Below are 24054 nucleotides of genomic sequence, written 5' to 3'. Positions count from 1 at the left end.
GTTGCGGCGCCGGGCAGGCATGAGCGCCGCATCGCAGGCCACGCCCGGTACGCACGCCGGCGCGTGCCGGGTGCCGCCGCTGCCCTATGTGCCCCGGCCAGCGCTGTTGTCGCTGATCGAGACCGCACTCAAGAGCGGGTTCACCCGGCTGGTGCTGCTCAGCGCGTCCAGCGCGATGGGCAAGACCAGTTTCATCGACCACGAACTGGTGCCGGCCGCAACGCAGTGGGGCTGGGACCTGTTGCGCTGGTCGCCGCAGGCGGCCAAGCCCGGCGTGCTGCAGGGATTGTTCGATCAGCTTGAAGGCCTGGCCGGCCTGGCTGGCGCGCTGTCGCCTGGCTGGAGTGTTGAACTGGAATCGGCCCGGGCCAGTGGGCCATGTGCACGCCTGGAGCGGCTGGCCCGCGCGTTGGACCTGCGACCGATGCCGGTCCTGCTCGTGCTGGATGGGCTGGAAGCCTTGGGCGATGGCTCGCGTGCGCAGCTGTTCGCCGCGCTGGCGCTGTTGTCGCGGTCTGGTGTGCGCACCGGGCTGTTGCTGTCGGGGCTGCCGTCCAGCCTGATGGATGCCGCGCCGATCTCGCGTGGCGCCAGGCTCAACATGCAGCTGCCAGTGCTGGGAGAGGACTATGTGCTCGACCGCGTGGAGCGGCTGGGCATCGATCGCGCCGAATGCGCGGGCCTAGCCCAGGCGCTGGCGCAGGTGGGCCACGTGCCGCAGTACATGGACGCCCTGATGCGGCTGCTGGCTGGAGCGGGCCACCCGGCCATCGCCTTCGCGCGCTGGCAGGAAACGGCCGCACGCAACGGGTTTTCACGGCGCTGGAGCGCGCTGCGCGAGCTGGACCAGCGACTGCTGTGCAATGTCGTGCAGGGACGCGGACGCAGCCTGTACACGCGGGATTTCTCCTTGCGCCTGAGCGGTGAGCTGACCGATGGGCGCGTGGTCAATCCGCAGAAGATCCAGACCGCCATCAATCGCCTGGTCAAGGCCAACATCCTGTATCCCACCGTGGCCGGTGGCTACGAGATCCAGGACGGCGAGATGGCGACTTTCGCCGCCATCGGCTCCTGAGCCGGGCGAGGTCGTTGCAAGTGCCCGCGAAAGCGCGCAAAACATAGCCGGTTGCACCGCCCCGCACCCGGCGCGGCGGTCGATCCGGCCCGAAAGACCATCCAGACAACGGTAGCGTAGACATGGCGACCCTCGACGCAGTGCTGCTGGCCAGAATCCAGTTCGGCTTCACGATTTCGTTCCACATCGTCTTCCCCGCGATCACCATCGGCCTGGCCAGTTTCCTGACCGTGCTGGAGGCGCTGTGGCTCAGGACCAAGCGTCAGGTGTACCTGGACCTGTACCACTTCTGGCTCAAGGTGTTTGCCGTGGCCTTCGGCATGGGCGTGGTCTCCGGGTTGGTGATGGCCTACCAGTTCGGCACGCACTGGAGTGAGTTCTCGCGCTTTGCCGGCAGCGTCACTGGCCCGCTGCTGACCTACGAGGTGCTGACCGCGTTCTTCCTGGAAGCCGGCTTCCTGGGCGTGATGCTGTTCGGCCTCAACCGCGTCGGACCGGGGTTGCACTTCGTGTCCTCGGCCGCGGTGGCGGTGGGCACGCTGATCTCGGCCACGTGGATCCTGGCCTCCAACAGCTGGATGCAGACCCCGCAGGGTTTCGAGATCATCAACAACCGCGTGGTGCCGGTGGACTGGCTGCAGGTGATCTTCAACCCGTCCTTCCCGTTCCGCCTGGCGCACATGGTGACCGCCGCGTTCCTGGCCACCGCGCTGTTGGTTGGTGCGACTGGCGCCTTCCACCTGCTCAAGGGGCGGCGCGACGAAGCGGTGCGGACTTCGCTGTCGATGGCGCTGTGGATGGTGCTGTTCGCCGCGCCGATCCAGGCATTGATCGGCGATGCGCATGGCCTGAACACGCTGGAACACCAGCCCGCCAAGCTGGCCGCCATCGAAGGCCACTGGGAACGCGAGCCGGGCAAGGCCGTGCCGCTGATCCTGTTCGGCATCCCGGACATGGCGGCGGAAAAGACGCGCTACGCGGTCGAGATTCCCTACCTGGGCAGCCTGCTGCTGACGCATACCCTGGATGGGCAGATCCCGGCGCTGAAGGATTTCCCCCGGGAAGACCGGCCCAACTCCACCATCGTCTTCTGGACCTTCCGCGTGATGGTCGGCCTGGGCGTGGCGATGATCCTGCTGGGCTTGCTCGGCGCCTTCCAGCGCTGGCGCGGCAAGCTTTACGAAAGCCGGTTGCTGGCGCGGTTCGCGCTGGCGATGGGCCCTGCCGGGCTGGTCGCGATCCTGGCTGGCTGGTACACCACCGAGATCGGCCGCCAGCCCTGGGTGGTCTACGGCCTGATGCGCACCGTAGATGCAGCCTCGCACCACAGCACGGTGCACCTGGCCTCGACCCTGATCCTGTTCGTCGTCGTGTACTTCATCGTCTTCGGCGCCGGCACCATGTACATGCTGCGGCTACTGCGCAAGGGACCGCATTCGGACGAAGGCGGGGTGGTCGATGTTGGTGGCCCGGGCGAGCGACGCACGCCGGCCCGTCCGCTGTCGATGCCCAGCGAGCGCGATACCACCTCAAGCCAGGACAACGACCATGGGCATTGATCTTCCGCTGGTATGGGCCGTCATCATCCTGTTCGGCGTGATGATGTACGTGATCATGGATGGCTTCGACCTGGGCATCGGCCTGCTGTTCCCGCTGTTCCCGGACAAGCGCGACCGCGACGTGATGATGAATACCGTCGCGCCGGTCTGGGACGGCAACGAGACCTGGCTGGTGCTGGGGGGCGCGGCGCTGCTGGCCGCCTTCCCGCTGGCCTACTCGGTCATCCTGGAGGCACTGACCTTGCCGCTGGTGCTGATGCTGATCGGGCTGATCTTCCGGGGCGTGGCGTTCGAGTTCCGCTTCAAGGCCAGCGACGAACGCCGCCACCTGTGGGACAAGGCGTTCGTGATCGGCTCGGCGGTGGCGACCTTCTTCCAGGGCGTCACGCTGGGCGCGTTCCTCAACGGCTTCGAAGTGCGCGATGGCCGTTTCGTCGGCGGCGCACTTGATTGGCTGGCGCCGTTTCCGCTGTTCGTCGGCGTGGGCCTGCTGGCTGCTTACGGCCTGCTGGGCGCGACCTGGCTGGTGATGAAGACCGAAGGCGACCTGGAACGCCGGGTCCGGCGTTTCGCCCGCTACCTGGTATGGGCGGTGCTGCTGGTGATCGTGATCATCAGCGTGTGGACGCCGCTGACCCATGCCGGCATCCGTGACCGCTGGCTGGCATGGCCGCGGCTGCTATGGTTCGCACCGGTGCCGCTACTGGTGGCGGCCAGCGCGTACGGGCTGGTCAGGAGCCTGGCGGCGGGGCGGCAGATCGCGCCGTTCCTGCTGACCCTGGCGCTGGTGTTCCTGGCCTATAGCGGCCTGGGGATCAGCATCTGGCCGAATGTCATCCCACCGTCGATTTCTATCTGGGATGCAGCCTCGCCGCCGCAGAGCATGGGTTTTGCCCTGGTCGGCGCGTTGTTCATCATCCCGATCATCCTGATGTACACCGCGATGAGCTATTGGGTGTTCCGCGGCAAGGTGCGCCACGGCGACGGTTACCACTGATGACCGCGCCGAAATCCTGGTTGCGTCGGATCGGCTGGCTGGTGCTGATCTGGGCCTGCAGCGTCGGCGCGCTGCTGCTGGTGTCGATGCTGATTCGCGCGGCGATGGGCGCGGTGGGCTTCCGCATCAGTTAGCGGCACCGATGGCGGCGCCGTGGTCAAGGTCGTTGTCGCCGGAGTCGTTCACGGCCAATCCGGCCCACCGGCAACGCCGCCGCCGCGCTGATCCTGGGCTATCCGGTTTTCTTCATGGTGGCCCCAAAAAAAAGCCCGACCTGGGGAAGGTCGGGCTTCGGCGGCAACTAAGCGGGAGAGAGATCGCTTGGTTGCCTGCATTCGCCAGAGCCACCCCGGCGAGTACGGGAGTGAGTTTCTGCCTCGCCGGCGCAATCAATCCTGAATATTGAACGTAACGGTTTATTAATTCAGGCGGCGGTTTGGAAGCTCAAAAATGCGTGGCGCTTTGGCGACGATGTGTGTCGTCGCGTGGCGCCAGCAAGGCTCAGTGCGCGCCCATCAGCAGCTCGACGTCGCCGCCGGCCGCGGTGGTGTTGATGCTCACGCAGTATTCGGCGCAGAAGCGCGGCAGGTAGTTCGGGCCGCCGGCCTTGGGGCCGGTGCCGGACAGGCCTTCGCCACCGAACGGCTGCACGCCGACGACCGCACCGATCATGTTGCGGTTGACGTAGATGTTGCCGACCTGCGCGGTGGCGGCGATGGCTTGGGCGCGGGTATCGATGCGGGTCTGCACGCCCAGCGTCAGGCCGTAGCCCAGCGCATCGATCTGCTCGACCAGCGTGTCGACACTGCCGCTCCAGCGCACGACCTGCAGCACGGGGCCGAAGACTTCTTCGCGTGCTTCGGCCAGCGAGGCCACTTCGAAGGCGGCCGGCGCGATGCTGTTGGGCAATGCGCTCGCCGGCAGCGGCGCACGCGCGATCAGCTTGGCGCGGCTTTCGAGCGCGCTGATCTGGCCCTGCAGCTTGGCGAACGCTTCGGCATCGATGACCGGGCCAAGGTCCGTCGACAGCTGCGCCGGGTCGCCGACGTTGAGCAGCGCGACCGCACCCGAGAGCATCTTCAGCACGCCATCGGCGATGTCGTCCTGCACGCACAGCACGCGCAGTGCGGAGCACCGCTGGCCGGCGCTGCGGAAAGTGCTCTGCACCACCGCATCGACGACCTGCTCGGGCAGGGCGGTGGAGTCGACGATCATCGCGTTGATGCCGCCGGTCTCGGCGATCAACGGCACGATCGGACCGTCCTTCTCGGCCAGCGTGCGCGAGATCGCCTTGGCCACCGGGGTCGAACCGGTGAACGCCACGCCTGCGATGCGCGGATGGGCGACCAGTGCCGCACCGGTGTCGCCGGCGCCGTACACGCCCTGCAGCGCGTCCTTCGGCACGCCGCAGTCGTGCAGCAGCGCGATCATCGCGGCGGCCACGCCGGGGGTCTGTTCGGCTGGCTTGGCGGCCACGGCATTGCCGGTGACCAGCGCGGCGACCACTTGACCGGCGAAGATCGCCAGCGGGAAATTCCACGGCGAGATGCACACCCATACGCCGCGCCCGCCGAGCGAATAGGTATTGCGTTCGCCGGTCACGCCCGGCAGCACCTGCGGCGCCATCAGGCCGCGTGCCTGCAAGGCGTAGTAGCGGCAGAAGTCAGCGGCCTCGCGCACTTCGGACACCGCGTCGCCCCAGGTGCGATGGCCTTCGCGCACGATCAGCGCGCACCATTGGGCGATGTCGCGTTCCAGCACGTCGGCGGCCTGTTCCAGCGCGCTAGCGCGGGTCTCGACACGGGTGGTGTTCCAGGCTTTCTGGCCCTTGGCCAGGTCCTGCACGATCGCATCGATCTGGTTGATCGGGGTCAGTACCGGTGTCGGCAGCACAGTGCCGGCATACGGGGCCAGCAGCACATCGGACATGGCCTTGCAGGTCACATCAAGCCCGGCGGTGTTGCGGCGCACGCGCAGGATGTCCAACGGTAGCGTGACCGCGCTGATTGCTTCGATGTGCAGCGGCGACTGCACCAGTGCGGACGGTGCCAGCGATTCGTCGGCCAGCTGATGCACGAACGAGGAATTGGCACCGTTCTCCAACAGGCGACGCACCAGGTAGGCGAGCAGATCCTTGTGCGGGCCGACCGGTGCGTACACGCGCAGGCCGACGTCCGGATACTGCTTGTGTGCGGCTTCATGCACCGCATCGCCCATGCCATGCAGGCGCTGCAGTTCGAACGGCACGTTCGCTTCGCGTGCCATGTGCAGCACCGCCGCGATCGTGCCGGCGTTGTGGCCGGCGATCTGCGGATAGATCGCGTCGGGCATGGCCAGCATCGCCTGGGCGCAGGCCAGGTACGACAGGTCGGTATGGTGCTTGTGGGTGAACACCGGGAAGGCGGCCAGGCCCAGTTCCTGCGCGCGCTTGATCTCGTAGTCCCAGTAGGCACCCTTGACCAGCCGCACCATGAAACGCACCTTCAACGCGCGGGCGATGCGGGCAACTTCGTCGATCGTCTGCAGGGCACGGGTCTGGTAGGCCTGTACGGCCAGGCCGAAGCCATTCCACTGCGGATACTTGGCGGCGGTGTGCGTGGCGACGGCTTCCAGCACGTCCAGCGACAGCTCCAGGCGTTCGCTTTCCTCGGCGTCGATGGTCAGGTTGAGGTCGGCCTTGGCGGCGGCTTCGGCCAGCTCGCAGACGCGCGGGACCAGCAGCGCCATGACGTGGCCGTGCTGCACCGCTTCGTAGCGCGCATCGATGGCCGAGAGCTTGATCGAAATGCCATCGGCCTGTTCCACCGTCGTGCCGGCGTCGCGCGACTTGGCCAGCGCGGCGATGGCTGCGTGGTACTTGTGCATGTATTCCAGCGCGTCGGCGTCGGTGCGCGCGCCTTCGCCCAGCATGTCGTAGGAAAAACGCAGGCCACGGCGCGCCTTGCGCTGCTTGCGCGCGTCATCCAGCGCCTCGTCCAGGGTCTCGCCCATGACGAACTGCTTGCCCATCAGCTGGACCGCGCGCACGGTCGCGGCGACCACGGCCTTGGCGCCCATGCGCGCCAGGAAGCCGGCCTTCTGGCCGTCTTCGCCCAGCATCTTCTTGGACAGGCTGATGGCCTGGTTGGACAGCGTGGCCAGCCACGACTGCGAGGCACTGGAAAAATCCGCGCGGCCCAGCTGGTCGGCAGTCAGGGTCATGGCGGTATCGGCATCGGGTACGCGCAGCAGCGCCTCGGCCAGGCGCATCAGGGCCAGACCTTCGGCGCTGGACAGCGGGAACTCGCGCAGCAGGGTTTCCATCGCGAACGCCGATGGCTTGCTGGTGCGGACCTGGCCGATCCAGCCAATCGCGTCACCGCTGGCCAGGGCCCAGTCCAGGCCGTGCAGGCGCTGCAGCAGCGGGGCGAGCACGTCCGGCTCTGCGCGATAGGGGATGGGAAGCCGCATGATTGACCGCCAAAGTAGGGGTGAGCTGAAGATGTGCCATTTTCAGCCCGGTGCCACCGGATTTTGTTCGGTAACCAGGGCTATCATCCGCACATGCGCCAACTTCCCGCTGCCCTGGACCGCACCGACCGCAGAATCCTCGCCTTGCTGCAGGAGGACGGTCGGATCACCAACCTCAAGCTGGCCGAGGCGGTGCACCTGTCGCCGACCGCCACCCTGGAGCGGGTCAAGCGGCTGACCACCGAGGGCTACATCATTGGCTACCGGGCGCGGCTCAATCCGCACAAGCTCGGTGCCGGGATGCTGGTGTTCGTGGAGATCCTGCTGGACCGGACCACGCACAACATCCTCGAGCAGTTCCAGGCCGCGATCAAAGACCAGCCCGAAGTCATGGAGTGCCACCTGGTGGCCGGCGGTTTCGACTATCTGATCAAGCTGCGCGCCGCGGACATGGCCGACTACCGCGAGATCGCCGGCAAGGTGCTGTGGAAGCTGCCCGGCGTGCGTGAAGCCCGCACCTACGCGGTGATGGAAGAGGTCAAGAACAGCGCGGATCTGTACCTGGGGCTCTGAATCGGCCCGGGCGCGCTTCGCTGACCCGGGCGACGCGCTGTCAGCCTGCCTGAAACGAAAGACGGCACGGCGTGTACAACGCCGTGCCGTCTTTTCCTGCGCTGGTGCCGATCAGACGACGGTCAGCACGACGTCCACGTTGCCACGGGTGGCGTTGGAGTACGGGCAGACCTGGTGCGCTTTTTCGACCAGGGCCTGTGCTGCTTCGCGCTCGATGCCGGGCAGCTCGATCCTCAGTTCGACGGCGATGGCAAAGGCGCTGCCGGCTGGGCCGATGCCGACCTTGCTTTCGATGGCCACGTCGTCAGGCACCTTGATCTTTTCGCGGGCGGCGACGGCCTTCAGCGCGCCGATGAAGCAGGCCGCATAGCCGATGGCGAACAGCTGCTCGGGGTTGGTGCCCGGGCCGCCGGCGCCGCCGAGTTCCTTCGGGGTGGACAGCTGCAGGTCCAGCGGGCCATCAGGGGTGATGCCGCGGCCTTCGCGGCCGCCCTTGGCGATGGCGGTGGCGGTGTAGAGGATCTTGTCGGGTTGCATGGTGGCGTTTCCTTTGGTTGTTGGCGATTGAATCGTGCGCGACTTCATGAGCGTGGCACGAGGATTTGAAGGGGAAGGGCGTGTCAGGTATTGCGGCCCAGGTTGTCGCGCAGGCCTTCCAGCTGGACCTTGAGCTGCATCAGCGCATCCGGCGGGCAGTCCATGGCGCAGACCAGGCCCTCGGGCACGGCCTTGGCGCGGGCGCGCAGTGCCGTGCCCTCTTCGGTCAGGGCAATCACGACCTGGCGTTCGTCTTGGACGGCGCGGGTCCGGGTCACCAGGCCGGCGGTCTGCAGGCGCTTGAGCAGCGGGGTCAGGGTGGCCGAATCGAGGAACAGCTTCTCGCCAATCGCCGACACGGTCTGGCCGTCCTGCTGCCACAGCACCAGCATCACCAGGTATTGCGGGTAGGTCAGGCCCAGCTCCGCCAGCAGGCCACGGTAGGCGCGGGTCAGCGCCAGGTTGGCCGAATACAGCGCGAAGCACACCTGGTTGTCCAGGTGCAGCGGGTCGCGGGTCGGGGCGTCTTGGGAGGCCATGGCGGGCAATTTAAATCGCGCACAATCTAATTGCAAGCAATGATTTTGCCCGGCGTTCAGGCGCCGCCGTCGAAGCCCTGCTGGCGCCAGGCCTCGAACACCATGATCGCCACGGTGTTGGACAGGTTGAGGCTGCGGTTGTCCGGGCGCATCGGCAGGCGCAGGCGCTGTTCGGTCGGCACCGATTCCAGCACGTCGGCCGGCAGGCCGCGGGTCTCCGGGCCGAACAGGAAGGCATCGCCGGGCGCGTAGTCCACTGCGTCGTAGCGATGCCGGCCGCGGGTGCTCAGGGCGAACAACCGCCGCGGGGCGATGGTGGCCAGCGCGGCGGACAGGTCGTCATGCACCTGCAGGGCGGCGTACTCGTGGTAATCCAGCCCGGCGCGCTTGAGCTGGCGGTCTTCCAGGGTGAAACCGAGCGGGCGGATCAGGTGCAGGCGCGCGCCGGTGTTGGCGCACAGCCGGATCACGTTGCCCGTGTTGGGCGGGATCTCGGGCTGGTAGAGCAGCACATCCAGCTGGAACGGCGCGCTCATGCGGCGCGGACTTCGGTTGCAGCGGTGGCGGTGGAGCGAATGCGGATCGGGGGATGCATGGGGGCGTTGGAAGAACCGAAGGCCCGACAAGTCTAGAGGCTTCGCCGGCCCCTTCACTGCAGGCGGGCGCGGCGCTGGGGAATGCGCACGTCGTGCCCGCGGTGCAGGTGGCTTAGCGGGTGGTGGCCTCGCGGACCAGCTTGGCGGCACCGACGGCGATCTGGGCGTCGATCTGGCTGGCGCTGGCACGCAGGGCGTGCGTGTCGACGCTGGCCACCTGGCCGGCCTGATGCGCCACATACCAGGCCAGGTCGGCTGCCGCCGGGCGAACCGTGACGGTCGCCAGGGTCACGATGCGCTCGGCGCTGCGCGCGGCTTCGTAGTAGGCCAGGTCGGTCAGGTCCGGGGTCACGGTGACAGCCGGCAGATCGACGATGCGGGCGCTCTGGGTCGCGTTGAAATAGCCCAGGTCGGCCGGATCGGGGCGGACGCTGACGGTCGGCAGGTCGACGATGGTCTGCGTGCTGGCCGTGGCAGCCGAAGTCAGCGTGTCGGTGGTGCGGGCGTTGTGGGACAGGATCATCGAGCCGGTGCACAGGGCGAACAGGGTCGCGGCGGTCAGCGGCAGCAGGGCGTTCGTGTTCATGGCATATCTCCGTAGTGATGTCGTTGCGTGGTGTGGTAGTAAGGTAGAACACCTAATCAGTTCGGTCAAGCGCGGCGAGTGAAAAAATTCCGCTTCAATTCAGCTTTTGTTCAATATTGCGCCGGGCCTGGTACGTGCTTCCTGGAGCAAGCAGGCGGCGTGCCAACCGCAACGCATTGTTTCAATGGGCTTATTTGGAGTCTCGCGGCGTGTCCGCTGTCCGCGAACGTGTCCGCGTACACCCTCTAGATGCCGCGGTGTGCCCGAAGGTTTGAATGCCATGCGCGCTTGCCGCGTTTGGATGGAGGGGCGCTGTGGGTGGTTTGATCAGCTGGCCGTCAGGCGGGCATCGCTTCACCCGCCGGATGACGAAACGGTCCAGGAGCGTCGACCATGGCTTGTGGCCTAGAGCAAACCCGATGTCCGCGGCCTAGCATCGACGGCTTGTGACCGTCACCCGCCGCGGCTTGCGCCGCACGGACATTCGTTGAACAAAGGAGCTTCATGCGCACTTCGCCGCGTCCCCAGATCCACCTGCTTGCCCTTGCCCTGTCCGCCGCCCTGCTTGGCGGCGTGGCCTCCACCGCGGCGGCGCAATCGCCAACGGTCGCAACCGCACCGGCCAAGGTCGACATCCCCTATGAGCAGTTCACCCTGGCCAATGGCTTGCGCGTGATCGTGCACACCGACCGCAAGGCGCCGATCGTGGCGGTGAACCTGTGGTACCACGTGGGCAGCAAGGATGAGCCGGTCGGTCGCAGCGGCTTTGCGCACCTGTTCGAGCACCTGATGTTCAACGGCAGCGAGAACGCGCCGGGCGAATACTTCGCCCCGTTCGAGCAGGCCGGTGCCACCGACATGAACGGCACCACGAACACCGACCGCACCAACTATTTCGAGAACATCCCGACCACCGCGCTGGACATGGCGCTGTGGATGGAATCGGACCGCATGGGCCATTTGGTTGGCGCCATCGACCAGAAGACCCTCGACGAACAGCGCGGCGTGGTCCAGAACGAAAAGCGCCAGGGCGAGAACCAGCCCTACGGCCAGCTGCGCGAAGTGGTCGCGCGCACCATGTACCCGGTGGGCCACCCGTACCACCACACCACGATCGGCTCGATGAACGATCTCAACGAAGCCTCGCTGGATGACGTCAAGACCTGGTTCAAGACCTGGTACGGCCCCAACAACACCGTGCTGGTGCTGGCCGGCGACATCGACCTGGCCACCGCCAAGGAAAAGGTCGCCAAGTATTTCGGTGACATCCCGGCGACCCCGACCATGGCCCAGCCCAAGGTCGACGTGGCGGTGCTGAAGCAGGATGGCCGCACCACGCTGGAAGACAAGGTGCCGCAGGTGCTGGTGCAGCGCCTGTGGAACGTGCCGCAGGCCGCCAGCAAGGACGCCGACCTGCTCGACCTGGTGTCCGACGTGCTGGGCGGCAGCGCCAGCTCGCGCCTGGATGCGCGCCTGGTCCACAAGGACCAGCTGGTCGACAGCATCAGCACCTACAACTACGGCTCGCAGCTGAGCGGCAACTTCGGCATCCGCGCCACGGTCAAGACCGGCGTGGAGGAAGCCAAGGTCGAGGCCGTCATCAACGAAGAGCTGGCCCGCCTGATCAAGGACGGCCCGACCGAAGAGGAACTGGAGCGCGCCAAGACCACCTACCGCGCCAGCTTCATCCGTGGCATCGAGCGGATCGGTGGCTTCGGCGGCAAGGCCGATGCGCTGGCTTCGTGCGCGACCTTCACCGGCGACCCGGGCTGCTTCCGTGAGTCGCTGGCCAACATCAACGCGGCGACCATCGAACAGGTCCGCGACGCCGCCGCCAAGTGGCTGGGCAATCCGAGCCACACCTTCGTGGTCAAGCCGGGAGCGCGCCAGCCGCTGGTGGAAGAAACCTCGGCCAAGCCGGCGCCGTTCATCACGCCCAAGCCCGACGCCAAGTACACCGTCTCGGCCACCGGCGTGGACCGCAAGACCGGCGTGCCGAAGGTCGAGAGCTTCCCGCAGCTCAAGTTCCCGGCGCTGCAGCACGCCAGGCTGAAAAATGGCAGCACCGTGGTCCTGGCCGAGCGCCACGAGATCCCGGTGGTCAACATCAGCTATGACTTCGACGGCGGCTACGCCAGCGACCATGGCGGCAAGCTGGGCACGGCCGGGTTTGCGACCTCGATGCTGGGCGAAGGCGCCGGCGAGCTGGGCTCGCTGGCCTTCAAGTCGCGTTCGGAAGAACTGGGTGCGGCGATGGAAGCCGGTGCCTCGCTCGATGGCGCCACCGCGTCGCTATCGGCGCTGAAGGAAAACCTGGAACCTTCCGTCAGCCTGTTCTCGACCATGCTGCGCGCGCCGCGCTTCGAGCCGTCCGAGATCGACCGGGTCAAGGCCCAGTGGATCGCCGGCATCGCCCAGGAGAAGGCGCGTCCGCAGACCGCCGCGCTGCGCGTGCTGCCGCCGCTGCTGTACGGCGAGGCGCATCCGTATGGCATCCCGTTCACCGGTTCGGGCACTGAAGCGGCGATTGCCGCGCTGGATCGCAATGACCTGCTGAACTACCAGAAGCAGTGGCTGCGTCCGGAACAGGCCACGGTGATCGTGGTTGGTGACACGACCCTGGCCCAGATCGTGCCGATGCTGGACAAGTACTTCGGCGATTGGAAGGGCATCGGTACGGCCAAGGCCGGCGTGGCGATCCCGGAAGTGAAGCGCCCGGCCAAACCGCGCGTGTTCCTGATCGACCAGCCGGGCGCGGTGCAGGCCAACATCTATGCCGGCGAGCTGATGCCTTCGACCAAGGATGCCGGTTCGGTGCAGCTTGGCCTGTCCAACGACGTGCTGGGCGGGACCTTCACCTCGCGCCTGAACATGAACCTGCGTGAGGACAAGCACTGGTCCTACGGTGCCCGCACCGTGCTGACCAATGCGCTGGGCCAGCGTCCGTTCCTGTCCATTGCGCCGGTGCAGATCGACAAGACCGCCGAGTCGGTGGCCGAGATGCAGCGCGAGATCGTCGACTACACCAGCGGCAAGCAGCCGGCGACCGAGGCCGAGGTCGACAAGATCGTCGCCAACGAACTGCGCAGCCAGCCCGGTGCGTACGAGACGGCTGATGCGGTGATGAGCACCATCGGTGGCATCGTCCGCTATGGCCGCCCGGACAACTGGGTGCAGGTGCGCAACGCGCAGGTGGCTGCGTTCACCCCGGCCCAGGCCAATGCCGCGGCCAAGGGCATCGACGCCAACGCGCTGACCTGGGTGATCGTGGGCGACCTGTCCAAGATCCAGGCCCCGATCGAGGCCTTGAAGCTGGGCGAGCTGTCTGTGATCGACGCCGACGGCAAGCCGGTCAAGTAAGTCGCAGCACGGCTGTCGTTCCGGAAGCCCCGGTCCACCTAGCGTGGGCCGGGGCTTTGCCAATTCATAAAGGCGTCAGTGCCGAACGCCCCTGGATGACGCCTGGGCCCGATACAGCAATCCAGGCGGACTCGACAGGTGCAGAGCGCTTTTCGAAGCCGGCCTGACATCCTTGCTGGCGGTCCTTAGAAGGCTTCCGGGAATCGGGCGGGACACCCCGGAGGCCGGCGCGATGTGAGCCATCTCACGCCGGCTCGACGCGCTGTTGGATTACCCGTGTTGCCGGAAGATCCACTCCCGGATCGGTTCGATCGTGTAGGCGATGCGCCAGGTGTTGCGGTGGCCGCTGGCGCCTGCGCCCGAGTCGCCTTTGGGAATCACTGTGCCCTTGGCAAAGGTCACGTAGTTGATCGGACTGCACTCGGCGTCGATCTTGTCGAAGGCGGCGCGGAACTGCTCGGCGCTCCAGGTGCCGTCCCAGGTGGCGCGGCTGATCTTCGCCCCCTCTTGCTCCAGTACCTTGGTGATCGCGTTCTGGCCAGGGAACGCCTTGTCGTCGTCCTGCGAGACCAGGATCCACAGCTTCTGCCGCGCGAGTGGCTTGACAAACGCCGGATCCCACTGGCCAGCCACCAGGAACGTGGCAGCAAAGAAGCCCGGATACTTGATGTCCATCGCGATCGACGTCATGCAGCCGCCGGACTGGCCAGTGGTGTACAGACGCGTGCGATCGATGCTGTATTGATCTGCCAGCGACTTGATCAGGTCGATGGTGGTGTCGAGCGCATCCGAGGTGCGCGAATCGTCGTCGGCGATGATCTCGGCGTACTGCGGCGCCAGCACGAAGCAGGGGCGCTTGGCCTGGTCGTCGGGACTGGCCCAGGCCACCGCGCCCAACCCCTGGAACAAGGTGGTACGGGTTACGTCGCTGGTCGCGCCGGCGTCGTGCATGAACAGCACCAGCGGATAGGACTTGCTGGCGTCGTAGTCCTTGGGCACGAACAGGTTGTAGCGCAGCGTCTTGCCTGTGTTCGGGTCGTCGAACTGTAGTTGCTGGAAATCGTCGACGATCAGGTTGCGGGCGGCTGTCGTTGCCAGCGTGCCGGCGCCTGGCGCCACGACCGTGGCCTGGGCGGCCTTGTAGGCCGTGTCGTAGGTGGGAATGTCGCCCGCATTGCCGGGACCACGGCCGCCCGGCCCGGGCCCGGCCTGCCCGCCCTGGGCACTTTGACCGCCACCACCCTGGCCGCCCTGCGCCTGCAGCTTCTCGGCCAGGACCGCGTCGGCATCTTCGGGCGACAGGGTCACGATGACAAAGCGGCCGGCTTCTGCCCGGTCTGCTGGATCGGTGGAGGAACTGGCGAACACGTCGGTGACGGTGCGGCCTTCGACCTGGAAGTCGGCGGCGGACAGGTCGGCGCTCTTGACCGGTTCCGGATACTCGATGGCAACCGCGGTCAGGCGCACGCCATCGCCAAACACCTGGGTGACGGCGGTGGCGCTTTTCGCCTGGCCGATGCTCTTGCGCGCGCACGCGGTCACACCGACCGCCAGCAGCGATCCGATGCCTGCACTCATGATCAGAAAGTCTCGACGTGACGCCATGGCATGTCCTCCAGTTCGGTTTTCAAGGGGTGTCCATCCGTTTCAGCATGCTGGCGATTGCAGTGGCTGCTGCTTCAGCCGCGCCACGGGCATAGGGCGAACTGCGCGCCTCGTAGGTATAGCGATCGTAGCTGGGCGCGTCTGGCATGTATTTCGCCGCGCCATCGACCATCGTGGCCACCAAGGTATGCGGATATGGTGAATCCGCACGGATCCTGGCGCCAATGCTGGCAGCCAGCTCGGGCTGCACGCCTACCAGCGCGACATTGCCGATGCGCATCAGCATCACCGGCATCGCGGTTTTGGCGCCGGCCGCATAGCTGAAGGTGGTGACTGGCCCGGTCGCCGGGTTGCGCGGCGAGAATTCCTGCGAGGTCAGTTCCACCTGCTCGCGTCGCACCCCCAGTCCCGGCACCGGCTGCACGCGGATGCCCGCGGCGACACGCACGACCTCGCCACCGAGCCGTTCGCCGAGCAGGTCCACCAGCGCGAAGCCCGCCTCGTGGATGTCGGCCCGGCCGACGACGCCATCGGCATCGACGACGTGGCGGTTGGCCTGCAGGTAGGGCGCCTGGTCGCCAGCTGCCCCCACCAGAAACAGCGCCACGGTACCGGCGCCGTAATGGGCCTCGACGTGGCGTGCCGCCGCACCGGCCAGGTCGGCGCTGATCAGCTTTCCGCCGCGCGCGCGCTGGGAACCGTCCATGATCGAGGACTGCACCGCGACGTTCATGACGATCGCCAGCGGCCGGTCGTTTTCACCATCGATACGCAGCACGCCGACGGTAGGGTCGGCGAAGCCGGCCTCGTCGGCACCCAGCCACCAACCATGGGGTGTGGCGACGTCGCGGTTGACGTTGACCCGGGTGCTGCCCTGGCCGGCACCCAGTCGCGCCGGCTGCAGCCCGGTGACGGCCTGCGTCGCCGCCGTCCGCAGTGCCGCTTCGAAGGCCGCCAGGGCGGCAGCGTTGCGCGCGACATCGGTACCCGGCGGCGCGTTGTTTCCGGTGAAGACATGCGGTGCCGAGAACGTGTGGCTGGCGCAGACGATGGCGTTGTCGGCTGCAACGCCGGCAACGTCGGCGAGGATCGCCTTCATGCCGGTAATCATCTCTTCTGAAATTGAGGTCAGATCGATCACGGCGATGGCTAGCCGGGCGCTGCCTGATTCCAGCAGCAGGACGCGCGTGGCGAGTGGGTCGTGCTGGCCGGCAAAGCCGTCCAGCGGATAGAGGTCCGCGGCGAACACTACATCCGCCCGTCCCGCACCAGCCTTGAATGTCCCGGCCCGTATCCCCTGGCCGAAGCTCGTCCCAGGCAGCAGTGTGGCAAGGCTCAGGCCCAGCCCGGTTTCCAGAAATTCGCGTCGTGTAGGCATGTGGATTTTCTCAGCCAATCTTCAGCGCGAGTTCCGTGCCGCGCTTGATCGGCAGGGTGACGGACATGAAGCCATTGGCCGGATCGCGGATGTAGGCGAGGAAGTCTGGCTCGGCGTTGTCGTTGAGCACATAGCCCCCAATCCGCAGTTGCGGCGCGAGGATCTCGATGACCTGGCGGGCCAGCGACGGACCTTCCGGCAATGGCCAGCCGTCGATCAGCGCAAAATCGACCGGGCCACCGAGGTCGCGCAGCGTTTCGCGGGCATCACCGACGCGGATGTCGGCGTAGTCGGCCAGTCCCGCGTCGGCAAGGTTGCGGCGCGCGGTATCAACCTTGGCCTGGACCAGTTCGGCGCCGATCACGCGTCCACCGCCGTTGTCGCGCATGGCGGCTGCGAAGTACAGCGCCGACATGCCGATGGAAGTGGCAAAGTCCACGACCCGCGTTGCGCCCATGCCCCGGCACAGCAGGTAGATGAGGTCGCCCTGGTCAGGGTGGATGGAAAATCCGTAATCCGCGAACGCGTCGGCGTCGTGGCGCGAAGGCCCGGCGAAGGCGTCGTCCTGCGGATGGCGACGCGTGGCGTTGAGGCGCTCGATGACCTCCAGTACGCGCGGATCGCGGATGGGGCTTGGCCCGGTTCCCTGCGGAACTTCACGTGGCATGTTCACTTTTCCTTGCTCGAGTGGACAAGAGTGCAGCGCCGGGTCGGCAACGCGTGTCGTCTCCCGGGAGCGCCTGCTTCAAGACACTGCCATAATCTACAACAAATAAGGTACCGTTATAGTACCGATATATTCATCGGAGGCTTGTTGTTATGGAAGAACGCCGGAAGCACATCAAAGCGACGGAGCCAGCAGCGCCTGCCCGCAAGCCCGGAAGGCCCAGGGTAATCGGAGATGACGAACGCCGCCGATCCATTCTCCAGGGCGCGCAGGAAGCCTTCGTCGAGCTGGGTTTCGCGCGGACGACCACGGCCGATGTCGCCGCCCGTGCCAAGGTCTCGAAGCGCTCGATCTACGAGGTCTTCGCCGACAAGACCGAACTGTTCGCGGCCGTCATCGGCCAATACCAGCACCTGGTCCTGGACCTGCCGCGGCCAGAAGGCGAGGAACTTCCGTTGCTGGAGACGCTGGTCCGGATCTTTCGCCTGGACATTGACGATGAGGCTGAGCGCGCGCGCGAGGCGATGCTCAACCTGATCGTCCGCGAGTCCGTGCTGTTTCCCGAGCTGTCCGATTACCTGTACGAACACGGGGTCCTCCGCTCGCGCGAGGCGTTGATCGAATGGCTGCAATGGGAAGCGGCACGCGGCCGCCTGCCGGGCGGGGATCCGATGGTGCATGCCGGCATGCTGATGGATATCGTTTTTGGCGCGCTGTTGCCAAGAAGAAGGCTCAAGCACGCCCCTGAGCGCGCGCGCAGGAACGAGCACATCAAACAGCGGCTTGAAATCTTCCTGTGCGGTATTGGATCTGCCGGTTCATGACGCGAACCCGCGGGCGATGACGTGCCGCCCGCTAGGCACTCCGGGGCGCTGGCATTTTCATGGGCGTGGAGCGGTCGGGGAAGAAACATCCGCTTCCCCGTTCATCCTGGCTGCGGCACCATGCAGCCCCGACCGCCGCTTTCCCGACCGGAGCCCCCATGCGCCTGATCGCCCTCGCTGCCCTGCTGCCCCTGCTGTCCGCCTGCACCTGGGTGGAGTTATCGCCCCAGGCCAGTGCGATCAAGGTCATTCCCGCCGGCAATCCCAGCAGCTGCCAGAAGCTGGGCGAGGTGGCGGTTTCGGTGAAGGACAAGGTGGCCTTCTACGAACGCAACCAGGTCAAGGTCCGCGACGAGCTGGAAACCCTGGCCCGCAACGAATCCCTGACCCTGCAGGCCGACACGATCCAGCCATTGACCCAGCCGGTGGACGGCGAGCAGCGCTTCGCCGCGTTCCGCTGCCGCTGACCCCGCCAGCTGAACAAGCGATCCGGCGGGCCTGCCCGTTGACGACTTGTCGGACATCGCGCGCCGCGTCAAAGATGCGTTAAATCCCGGAACCGGCTACCCTTGGCGCCCCTTCGCCTGAGCCTGGGCACCCGCCAATGCTTTTCCAGAACGTCTCCATCGCGGGACTGGCGCACGTCGATGCGCCCAACACGCTGACTTCCAAGGAAATCAACGCGCGCCTGCAGCCGACTTTTGATCGGCTGGGCATCAAGACCGACGTGCTGAACGATGTGGCCGGCGTGCACGAGCGCCGCCTGTGGGACGACGAAACCCAGGCTTCCGATGCCGCGACGATGGCTGCCCGCAAGGCGCTGGTCGATGCCGGCATCGGCGCCGACCGCGTCGGCCTGCTGGTCAACACCTCGGTCAGCCGCGACTACCTGGAGCCGTCCACCGCCTCCATCGTCTCGGGCAACCTGGGCGTGGGCGACCACTGCATGGCCTTCGACGTGGCCAATGCCTGCCTGGCCTTCATCAACGGCATGGACATCGCCGCGCGCATGATCGAGCGTGGCGAGATCGAGTACGCGCTGGTGGTCGATGGCGAAACCGCCAACCTGGTCTATGAGAAGACCATCGAGCGCATGACCGCGCCGGACGTGACCGAACAACAGTTCCGTGACGAGCTGGCGGCCCTGACCCTGGGCTGCGGTTCGGTGGCCATGGTGATGGCGCGCCGCGAGCTGGTGCCCGATGCGCCGGTGTACAAAGGCGGCGTGACCCGCTCGGCCACCGAGTGGAACAAGCTGTGCCGCGGCAACCTGGACCGCATGGTCACCGACACCAAGATGTTGCTGATCGAAGGCATGAAGCTGGCCCAGAAGACCTTCGTGGCCGCGCGCCAGGCGCTGGGCTGGGCGGTGGACGAGATCGACCAGTTCATCATCCACCAGGTCAGCCGCCCGCATACCCAAGCGTTCGTGAAGACCTTCGGCATCGACCCGAAGAAGGTCATGACCATCTTCGGCGAGCACGGCAACATCGGTCCGGCCTCGGTGCCGATCGTGCTGAGCAAGCTCAAGGAGCTGGGCCGCCTGAAGAAGGGCGACCGCATCGCCCTGCTGGGCATCGGCTCGGGCCTGAACTGCACGATGGCCGAAGTGGTGTGGTGATGCGCTGAGCAGCGCGTTGCATGGAATCAGACAAGGGCCGGTGATCCGGCCCTTTTCGCAGGTGCGTGAAATGGCAGAGCTTCCCGGTTATCCCTTCACCCCCAAACGCTTCGAAGTGCGTCCTGGCATCGCCATGTCGTACCTGGACGAAGGTCCGCGCGATGGCGAGGTGGTGGTGATGCTGCACGGCAATCCGTCGTGGAGTTATTACTGGCGCAACCTGGTGAGCGGGTTGCGCGACCGTTACCGCTGCATCGTGCCCGACCACGTCGGCATGGGCTTGTCGGACAAGCCTGACGATGGCGGTGGCCTGGCGCATCCGCACGGCACGGCCACGCCCAATTACGACTACACGTTGGCTTCGCGCGTGGAAGACTTGCAGGCGCTGTTGCGCCATGCCGGGATCGACGATGCCACGCCGGTGACCCTGGCCGTGCACGACTGGGGCGGCATGATCGGTTTCGGCTGGGCGTTGTCGCATGCCGCGCAGGTCAAGCGGCTGGTGATCACCAACACCGCGGCGTTCCCGCTGCCGGCGGCCAAGCCGATGCCATGGCAGATCGCGCTGGGGCGTGATTCGCTGTTCGGCTCCTTCATCATCCGCGCGTTCAACGCGTTCTCCGGCGGGGCCTCGTGGGTGGGCGTGCGCAAGAAGATGCCGGCCGATGTGCGCCGCGCCTACGTGTCGCCCTACGACACCTGGGCCAACCGCATCTCGACCGTGCGCTTCATGCAGGACATTCCACTGTCTTCTGCAGATCGCGCCTGGGCGTTGCTGGAAGCGGCGGGCAAGGCGTTGCCGTCCTTCGCCGACCGCCCGGCATTCATCGGCTGGGGGCTGAAGGACTTCGTGTTCGACAAGCATTTCCTGGCCGGCTTCCGTGCGGCGTTGCCCGATGCGCAGGTCACGGCCTTCGACGATGCGGGGCATTACGTGCTGGAAGACAAGGCGGCCGAACTGGTGCCGGCGATCCGCGCCTTCCTGGATACCCATCCGCTGCCGCCGCGCTGAACGCGGCGGCAGGGGGAAGCGGTTTACTTCGCTGCCAGCACGTCCACCAGCACCAGGGGCTCGGTACCGATATTGACCAGGCCGTGTGACTGGCCTTCGTACACCACGGTGATGTCGCCGGCCTTGACCGGCACCTGCTTGCCATCGGCATCGGTGAAGGTGCCGGTGCCTGACACGATCACGTAGGCATCTTCGTCCTTGGCATGGGTGTGGGTGCCGATCGAGTCGCCCGGGGCGATGGTCAACCAGCTGATCTCGCGCAGCGCATGATCGGCCGGCGCCTTGTCACGGGTGAAAGCGAACTGGCCGTGCACGGTGCCGGTGCCGCCGCCCAGGTGCGGTTTGTCGATCACCTGCAGATCCTGCCTGGCATGGACTTCAGCCAGTGCAGGCACGCAGGCCAGCGCCAGGGCCGAAGCCAGCGCTGCGGAAAGGGTGGGACGGGCCATGGTGCGATTCCTCATGCAAAAGACCGCAATAGTGTGGGCCGACTGCGCGCGGGTTGCACGCCAGTTGCAGTCACCAATCCGCGGGCGTGAGCGCCGGCAGTCCATGCGTCGCACGCGCCTTGTCGCATTGCGCGCTGATCACGCCCGATTCCCACGAGGCTTCGACTTCACGGCACACGCTGGGGCGTACCGGGTGGATCGAGCAGCGCGAATGGCGGCCGATGTCCGCTTCCAGGGCCACGCAGCGCGGGCGTTGTTCCCAGGTGCCGCGCATGGCCACGCGATGGGCGTCGATCTTCTCGGTCAGGCCTGCCGGCACGCCACCACCCAGGTCGGGATCGCTTTCCGACCAATGCAGGCTGACGCGGAAGGTGGCGCAGCAGGCGCCGCAGGTCAGGCAGGGATGCATGTCGGGAAACCGGGCTGTGCGCGGTGAAAGCGGGAAATCGCGGCGCGGATCATGCCTGAAACCCGTGCAGGCGCAAGCCATTGGCCGCAGGTTGCGTCGAGCGGCGACAATAGGCCGATGACCACTGTCTGCAATATCGCTGCCCGCCTGCCGGAGCTGGCCCGTGAGCGCCCCGGCCAGATCGCCCTGCGTTGCCCGGGTCGCGGCGGCGCCTACGGCATCGAACTGACCTATGCGCAGCTGGATGCGCGCAGCGATGCCATCGCCGCGGGCCTGGGCAGGTACGGCATCGGCCGCGGCACGCGCACGGTGGTGATGGTGCGGCCCTCGCCAGAATTCTTCCTGCTGATGTTCGCGTTGTTCAAGGCCGGCGCGGTGCCGGTGCTGGTCGATCCGGGCATCGACCGGCGCGCGCTGAAGCAATGCCTGGACGAAGCGCAGCCGGAGGCCTTCATCGGCATCCCGCTGGCCCAGATCGCGCGCCTGGCGCTGGGCTGGGCACGCAGTGCGAAGAAGATCGTGACTGCCGGTCCGAAGCTGGGTTGGGGCGGCGCGACGCTGGCGCGGATCGAACGCGATGGTGCCGGCGCCGGACCGCAGCTGGCGGCCACCGACGGCGAGGACGTGGCCGGCATCCTGTTCACCAGTGGCTCGACCGGCGTGCCCAAGGGCGTGGTCTATCGGCATCGTCATTTCGTCGGCCAGGTTGAACTGCTGCGCAATGCCTTCGGCATGGTGCCTGGTGGGGTCGACCTGCCGACGTTCCCGCCGTTTGCGCTGTTCGATCCGGCGCTGGGGCTGACCTCGGTCATCCCCGACATGGACCCGACGCGTCCGGCCAAGGCCGATCCGGCCAAATTGCATGCGGCGATCAAGCGCTTCGGCGTGACCCAGCTGTTCGGCTCGCCCGCGCTGATGCGGGTGCTGGCCGACTATGGCCATCCGCTGCCCACGGTGAAACGGGTGACCTCGGCCGGCGCGCCGGTGCCACCGGAAATCGTCGAGAAGATCCGCAGCCTGCTGCCTGACGATGGCCAGTTCTGGACGCCTTACGGCGCCACCGAATGCCTGCCCGTTGCGGTGATCGAAGGCCGCGAGCTGGAAGCCACGCGCGAAGCCACCGAGCACGGCGCCGGCACCTGCGTCGGTCGTGCGGTCGCGCCGAACGAAGTCCGCATCATCGCCATCGACGATGCCGCGATCGAAGACTGGGCCGGCACGCATGAGGTGCCGGCCGGCGTGGTCGGCGAGATCACCGTGGCCGGCCCGACCGCGACCGACAGCTACTTCAACCGCGATGCCGCCACGAAGATCGCCAAGATCCGCGAGACGCTGGCCGATGGCCGCGCGCGCATCGTGCATCGCATGGGCGATGTCGGTTACTTCGATGCGACCGGGCGGCTGTGGTTCTGCGGGCGCAAGACCCAGCGCGTGGAGACCGCGGCCGGGCCGCTGTACACCGAGCAGGTCGAGCCGGTTTTCAACGTCCACGGCGAAGTGCGTCGCAGTGCGCTGGTCGGTGTCGGCGCAGCCGGGCAACAGCGGCCGGTGTTGTGCTTCGAACTGCTGCCGGGCGTGCCACCCACGCAGCGCGAAGCGGTGGAGGCCGACCTGCGCGCCATCGCGCAGCGGCACGACACGCTGCATGGCATCGACACCTTCCTGTGCCATCCGGCCTTCCCGGTGGACATCCGCCACAACGCCAAGATCGGGCGTGAGAAGCTCGCCGCCTGGGCGGCGCAGCAACTGGAGCAAGCATGAAAATCCTGGTCACCGGCGGCGCCGGATTCCTCGGGCAGGCGCTGTGCCGCGGGCTGGTCGAGCGCGGGCATGAAGTGATCAGCTTCCAGCGCAGCCATTCGCCTGCGCTGGCGGCACTGGGCGTGGGCCAGGTGCAGGGTGATCTGGTCGATGCGCATGCGCTCAACCATGCGGTGGCCGGGGTCGAGGCGGTCTTCCACAACGCGGCCAAGGCTGGCGCCTGGGGCAGCTACGACAGTTACTACCAGCCCAACGTGGTCGGAACGCAGCACGTGCTCGATGCCTGCCGCGCGCAAGGCATCAGCCGGCTGGTGTACACCTCCACGCCCAGCGTGACCCATCGCGCCACCCATCCGGTCGAAGGGCTGGGCGCCGATGAAGTGCCCTATGGCGAGGACTTCCAGGCGCCGTACGCCGCTACCAAGACCATCGCCGAGCAGCTCGTGCTGGCTGCCAACGATGCGCAGCTGGCGACGGTCGCGCTGCGGCCGCGCCTGATCTGGGGGCCGGGCGACCATCAGATCCTGCCGCGGTTGGTGGAGCGTGCGCGCAGTGGTCGCCTGCGCCTGGTCGGCGATGGCAGCAACAAGGTCGACACCACGTATATCGACAATGCCGCGCAGGCGCATTTCGATGCGTTCGATCACCTGATGCCGGGTTCGGCCTGCGCGGGCAAGGCGTATTTCATTTCCAACGGCGAACCGTGGCCGATGCGCGAGGTGCTCGATGCCCTGCTGGCTGCCACCGGCACGCCGCCGGTGCGCAAGACGCTGTCGTTCAAGGCGGCGTACCGGATCGGCGTCGCCTGCGAGGCATTGTGGAAAGTGCTGCCGCTCAAGGGCGAGCCACCGTTGACGCGATTCCTGGCCGAGCAGCTGTGCACGCCACACTGGTATTCGATGGAGCCGGCGCGTCGCGATTTCGGTTACGTGCCGCGTGTGTCCATGGCCGAAGGCCTGGCGCGCCTGAAGGCTGCGTGGAACGCGCCGGGTTGAATCCTTGCGTGATTGCGATGTGCCCGTCGACAGCCTGTGTGCGTGCCGAACTGCCGGGACA

22 protein-coding genes are annotated in these 24054 nt (G+C 66.7%); 12 read left to right on the top strand and 10 right to left on the bottom strand.

Annotated elements, in window-relative coordinates; translation table 11 throughout:
- Nucleotides 1-19: 19 nt before the first annotated feature.
- From O8I58_RS10685 to O8I58_RS10670, 4 genes are all read left to right on the top strand, one after another.
- Nucleotides 20-1075: a P-loop NTPase family protein gene (locus O8I58_RS10685; RefSeq protein ID WP_298315487.1), complete on the top strand. Its 1056-nt coding sequence runs from the start codon at nucleotides 20-22 to the stop codon at nucleotides 1073-1075.
- Between the two features lie 122 nt (nucleotides 1076-1197).
- Nucleotides 1198-2634, top strand: coding sequence for a cytochrome ubiquinol oxidase subunit I (locus O8I58_RS10680; RefSeq protein ID WP_298315484.1), 1437 nt, complete (start codon nucleotides 1198-1200; stop codon nucleotides 2632-2634).
- A complete protein-coding gene (cydB, locus tag O8I58_RS10675; RefSeq protein ID WP_298315481.1) occupies nucleotides 2624-3631 on the top strand; it encodes a cytochrome d ubiquinol oxidase subunit II in 1008 nt (335 codons plus the stop codon). The genes O8I58_RS10680 and cydB overlap by 11 nt, the downstream gene beginning before the upstream one ends.
- Entirely contained in the window at nucleotides 3631-3765 is a 135-nt protein-coding gene (locus O8I58_RS10670) for a DUF2474 domain-containing protein (RefSeq protein WP_298315479.1), read from the top strand. Before cydB ends, O8I58_RS10670 begins: the two co-directional genes overlap by 1 nt.
- Nucleotides 3766-4132: 367 nt before the next feature.
- Here the strand turns inward: O8I58_RS10670 and O8I58_RS10665 are convergent, their stop codons facing one another.
- Nucleotides 4133-7081: an L-glutamate gamma-semialdehyde dehydrogenase gene (locus tag O8I58_RS10665; RefSeq protein WP_298315477.1), complete on the bottom strand. Its 2949-nt coding sequence runs from the start codon at nucleotides 7079-7081 to the stop codon at nucleotides 4133-4135.
- Nucleotides 7082-7174: 93 nt separating this feature from the next.
- On the opposite strand from O8I58_RS10665, the gene O8I58_RS10660 reads away from it, so the two are divergent.
- A complete protein-coding gene (locus O8I58_RS10660) occupies nucleotides 7175-7654 on the top strand; it encodes an Lrp/AsnC ligand binding domain-containing protein (protein ID WP_298315475.1) in 480 nt (159 codons plus the stop codon).
- A gap of 111 nt (nucleotides 7655-7765) precedes the next feature.
- On the opposite strand, the gene O8I58_RS10655 is transcribed toward O8I58_RS10660, so the two are convergent.
- The 4 genes from O8I58_RS10655 to O8I58_RS10640 all read right to left on the bottom strand — a co-directional run bounded on the left by O8I58_RS10655 (nucleotide 7766) and on the right by O8I58_RS10640 (nucleotide 9912).
- Entirely contained in the window at nucleotides 7766-8191 is a 426-nt protein-coding gene (locus O8I58_RS10655; RefSeq protein ID WP_298315473.1) for an organic hydroperoxide resistance protein, read from the bottom strand.
- An 83-nt stretch (nucleotides 8192-8274) separates the two neighbouring features.
- Nucleotides 8275-8730 (bottom strand): MarR family winged helix-turn-helix transcriptional regulator, encoded by a 456-nt coding sequence (locus O8I58_RS10650; protein WP_298315471.1) that lies wholly within the window; start codon nucleotides 8728-8730, stop codon nucleotides 8275-8277.
- A 56-nt stretch (nucleotides 8731-8786) separates the two neighbouring features.
- Nucleotides 8787-9266 carry a tRNA (uridine(34)/cytosine(34)/5-carboxymethylaminomethyluridine(34)-2'-O)-methyltransferase TrmL gene (gene trmL / locus O8I58_RS10645; RefSeq protein ID WP_298315470.1) on the bottom strand — a complete coding sequence of 160 codons (480 nt, stop codon included), beginning with the start codon at nucleotides 9264-9266 and terminating at the stop codon, nucleotides 8787-8789.
- Nucleotides 9267-9438: 172 nt separating this feature from the next.
- A complete protein-coding gene (locus O8I58_RS10640) occupies nucleotides 9439-9912 on the bottom strand; it encodes a hypothetical protein (RefSeq protein ID WP_298315467.1) in 474 nt (157 codons plus the stop codon).
- A gap of 504 nt (nucleotides 9913-10416) precedes the next feature.
- Here O8I58_RS10640 and O8I58_RS10635 point away from each other — a divergent pair.
- On the top strand, nucleotides 10417-13272 hold the full coding sequence (locus O8I58_RS10635) for a M16 family metallopeptidase (RefSeq protein WP_298315465.1): 2856 nt from the start codon (nucleotides 10417-10419) through the stop codon (nucleotides 13270-13272).
- A gap of 270 nt (nucleotides 13273-13542) precedes the next feature.
- Here O8I58_RS10635 and O8I58_RS10630 read toward each other — a convergent pair whose 3' ends face one another.
- Genes O8I58_RS10630 through O8I58_RS10620 form a run of 3 tightly spaced genes read right to left on the bottom strand, consistent with a single transcriptional unit; the run spans nucleotide 13543 to nucleotide 16922 of the window.
- Complete coding sequence (locus tag O8I58_RS10630; protein ID WP_298315462.1) at nucleotides 13543-14877, bottom strand: alpha/beta hydrolase family protein; 1335 nt, start codon at nucleotides 14875-14877, stop codon at nucleotides 13543-13545.
- Nucleotides 14878-14899: 22 nt separating this feature from the next.
- Nucleotides 14900-16255 (bottom strand): neutral/alkaline ceramidase family protein, encoded by a 1356-nt coding sequence (locus tag O8I58_RS10625; protein WP_298315459.1) that lies wholly within the window; start codon nucleotides 16253-16255, stop codon nucleotides 14900-14902.
- Between the two features lie 10 nt (nucleotides 16256-16265).
- A complete protein-coding gene (locus tag O8I58_RS10620) occupies nucleotides 16266-16922 on the bottom strand; it encodes an O-methyltransferase (RefSeq protein ID WP_298315457.1) in 657 nt (218 codons plus the stop codon).
- A gap of 152 nt (nucleotides 16923-17074) precedes the next feature.
- On the opposite strand from O8I58_RS10620, the gene O8I58_RS10615 reads away from it, so the two are divergent.
- The 4 genes from O8I58_RS10615 (at nucleotide 17075) to O8I58_RS10600 (ending at nucleotide 20379) form a co-directional block, all read left to right on the top strand.
- Nucleotides 17075-17746, top strand: a complete 672-nt coding sequence (locus tag O8I58_RS10615; RefSeq protein WP_298315454.1) for a TetR/AcrR family transcriptional regulator — start codon at nucleotides 17075-17077, stop codon at nucleotides 17744-17746.
- 158 nt (nucleotides 17747-17904) lie between these two features.
- Nucleotides 17905-18213: a DUF4156 domain-containing protein gene (locus O8I58_RS10610; protein ID WP_298315451.1), complete on the top strand. Its 309-nt coding sequence runs from the start codon at nucleotides 17905-17907 to the stop codon at nucleotides 18211-18213.
- Between the two features lie 137 nt (nucleotides 18214-18350).
- Nucleotides 18351-19367: a 3-oxoacyl-ACP synthase III gene (locus tag O8I58_RS10605; RefSeq protein WP_298315448.1), complete on the top strand. Its 1017-nt coding sequence runs from the start codon at nucleotides 18351-18353 to the stop codon at nucleotides 19365-19367.
- Between the two features lie 70 nt (nucleotides 19368-19437).
- A complete protein-coding gene (locus O8I58_RS10600; protein ID WP_298315446.1) occupies nucleotides 19438-20379 on the top strand; it encodes an alpha/beta fold hydrolase in 942 nt (313 codons plus the stop codon).
- A gap of 23 nt (nucleotides 20380-20402) precedes the next feature.
- On the opposite strand, the gene O8I58_RS10595 is transcribed toward O8I58_RS10600, so the two are convergent.
- Together O8I58_RS10595 and O8I58_RS10590 are read right to left on the bottom strand one after the other, a co-directional pair.
- Nucleotides 20403-20828, bottom strand: a complete 426-nt coding sequence (locus tag O8I58_RS10595; protein WP_298315444.1) for a cupin domain-containing protein — start codon at nucleotides 20826-20828, stop codon at nucleotides 20403-20405.
- Nucleotides 20829-20898: 70 nt separating this feature from the next.
- Nucleotides 20899-21237, bottom strand: coding sequence for a YkgJ family cysteine cluster protein (locus tag O8I58_RS10590; protein WP_298315441.1), 339 nt, complete (start codon nucleotides 21235-21237; stop codon nucleotides 20899-20901).
- A 117-nt stretch (nucleotides 21238-21354) separates the two neighbouring features.
- Here O8I58_RS10590 and oleC point away from each other — a divergent pair, with 117 nt between their 5' ends.
- Nucleotides 21355-22998: an olefin beta-lactone synthetase gene (oleC, locus tag O8I58_RS10585; RefSeq protein WP_298315438.1), complete on the top strand. Its 1644-nt coding sequence runs from the start codon at nucleotides 21355-21357 to the stop codon at nucleotides 22996-22998.
- Nucleotides 22995-23993, top strand: coding sequence for a 2-alkyl-3-oxoalkanoate reductase (gene oleD, locus O8I58_RS10580; RefSeq protein WP_298315435.1), 999 nt, complete (start codon nucleotides 22995-22997; stop codon nucleotides 23991-23993). Before oleC ends, oleD begins: the two co-directional genes overlap by 4 nt.
- Nucleotides 23994-24054 lie beyond the last annotated feature (61 nt).

This window comes from Pseudoxanthomonas sp. (genome assembly GCF_027498035.1).
Taxonomy (GTDB): Bacteria; Pseudomonadota; Gammaproteobacteria; order Xanthomonadales; family Xanthomonadaceae; genus Pseudoxanthomonas_A.
Note: the sequence above shows the minus strand (reverse complement) of the source record. Positions and strands in the feature narration are given on the sequence as shown.

What these genes read in the sequence shown, in the direction of transcription:
- O8I58_RS10625 (WP_298315459.1), bottom strand. Translation starts at nt 16,255, where the DNA reads ATGCCTACACGACGCGAATTTCTGGAAACCGGGCTGGGCCTGAGCCTT.
- O8I58_RS10620 (WP_298315457.1), bottom strand. Translation starts at nt 16,922, where the DNA reads ATGCCACGTGAAGTTCCGCAGGGAACCGGGCCAAGCCCCATCCGCGAT.
- O8I58_RS10600 (WP_298315446.1), top strand. Translation starts at nt 19,438, where the DNA reads ATGGCAGAGCTTCCCGGTTATCCCTTCACCCCCAAACGCTTCGAAGTG.
- O8I58_RS10670 (WP_298315479.1), top strand. Translation starts at nt 3,631, where the DNA reads ATGACCGCGCCGAAATCCTGGTTGCGTCGGATCGGCTGGCTGGTGCTG.
- O8I58_RS10650 (WP_298315471.1), bottom strand. Translation starts at nt 8,730, where the DNA reads ATGGCCTCCCAAGACGCCCCGACCCGCGACCCGCTGCACCTGGACAAC.
- O8I58_RS10655 (WP_298315473.1), bottom strand. Translation starts at nt 8,191, where the DNA reads ATGCAACCCGACAAGATCCTCTACACCGCCACCGCCATCGCCAAGGGC.
- O8I58_RS10605 (WP_298315448.1), top strand. Translation starts at nt 18,351, where the DNA reads ATGCTTTTCCAGAACGTCTCCATCGCGGGACTGGCGCACGTCGATGCG.
- O8I58_RS10610 (WP_298315451.1), top strand. Translation starts at nt 17,905, where the DNA reads ATGCGCCTGATCGCCCTCGCTGCCCTGCTGCCCCTGCTGTCCGCCTGC.
- oleC (WP_298315438.1), top strand. Translation starts at nt 21,355, where the DNA reads ATGACCACTGTCTGCAATATCGCTGCCCGCCTGCCGGAGCTGGCCCGT.
- O8I58_RS10595 (WP_298315444.1), bottom strand. Translation starts at nt 20,828, where the DNA reads ATGGCCCGTCCCACCCTTTCCGCAGCGCTGGCTTCGGCCCTGGCGCTG.
- O8I58_RS10665 (WP_298315477.1), bottom strand. Translation starts at nt 7,081, where the DNA reads ATGCGGCTTCCCATCCCCTATCGCGCAGAGCCGGACGTGCTCGCCCCG.
- O8I58_RS10590 (WP_298315441.1), bottom strand. Translation starts at nt 21,237, where the DNA reads ATGCATCCCTGCCTGACCTGCGGCGCCTGCTGCGCCACCTTCCGCGTC.
- O8I58_RS10685 (WP_298315487.1), top strand. Translation starts at nt 20, where the DNA reads ATGAGCGCCGCATCGCAGGCCACGCCCGGTACGCACGCCGGCGCGTGC.
- O8I58_RS10660 (WP_298315475.1), top strand. Translation starts at nt 7,175, where the DNA reads ATGCGCCAACTTCCCGCTGCCCTGGACCGCACCGACCGCAGAATCCTC.
- O8I58_RS10615 (WP_298315454.1), top strand. Translation starts at nt 17,075, where the DNA reads ATGGAAGAACGCCGGAAGCACATCAAAGCGACGGAGCCAGCAGCGCCT.
- trmL (WP_298315470.1), bottom strand. Translation starts at nt 9,266, where the DNA reads ATGAGCGCGCCGTTCCAGCTGGATGTGCTGCTCTACCAGCCCGAGATC.
- O8I58_RS10635 (WP_298315465.1), top strand. Translation starts at nt 10,417, where the DNA reads ATGCGCACTTCGCCGCGTCCCCAGATCCACCTGCTTGCCCTTGCCCTG.
- O8I58_RS10630 (WP_298315462.1), bottom strand. Translation starts at nt 14,877, where the DNA reads ATGGCGTCACGTCGAGACTTTCTGATCATGAGTGCAGGCATCGGATCG.
- O8I58_RS10680 (WP_298315484.1), top strand. Translation starts at nt 1,198, where the DNA reads ATGGCGACCCTCGACGCAGTGCTGCTGGCCAGAATCCAGTTCGGCTTC.
- oleD (WP_298315435.1), top strand. Translation starts at nt 22,995, where the DNA reads ATGAAAATCCTGGTCACCGGCGGCGCCGGATTCCTCGGGCAGGCGCTG.
- cydB (WP_298315481.1), top strand. Translation starts at nt 2,624, where the DNA reads ATGGGCATTGATCTTCCGCTGGTATGGGCCGTCATCATCCTGTTCGGC.
- O8I58_RS10640 (WP_298315467.1), bottom strand. Translation starts at nt 9,912, where the DNA reads ATGAACACGAACGCCCTGCTGCCGCTGACCGCCGCGACCCTGTTCGCC.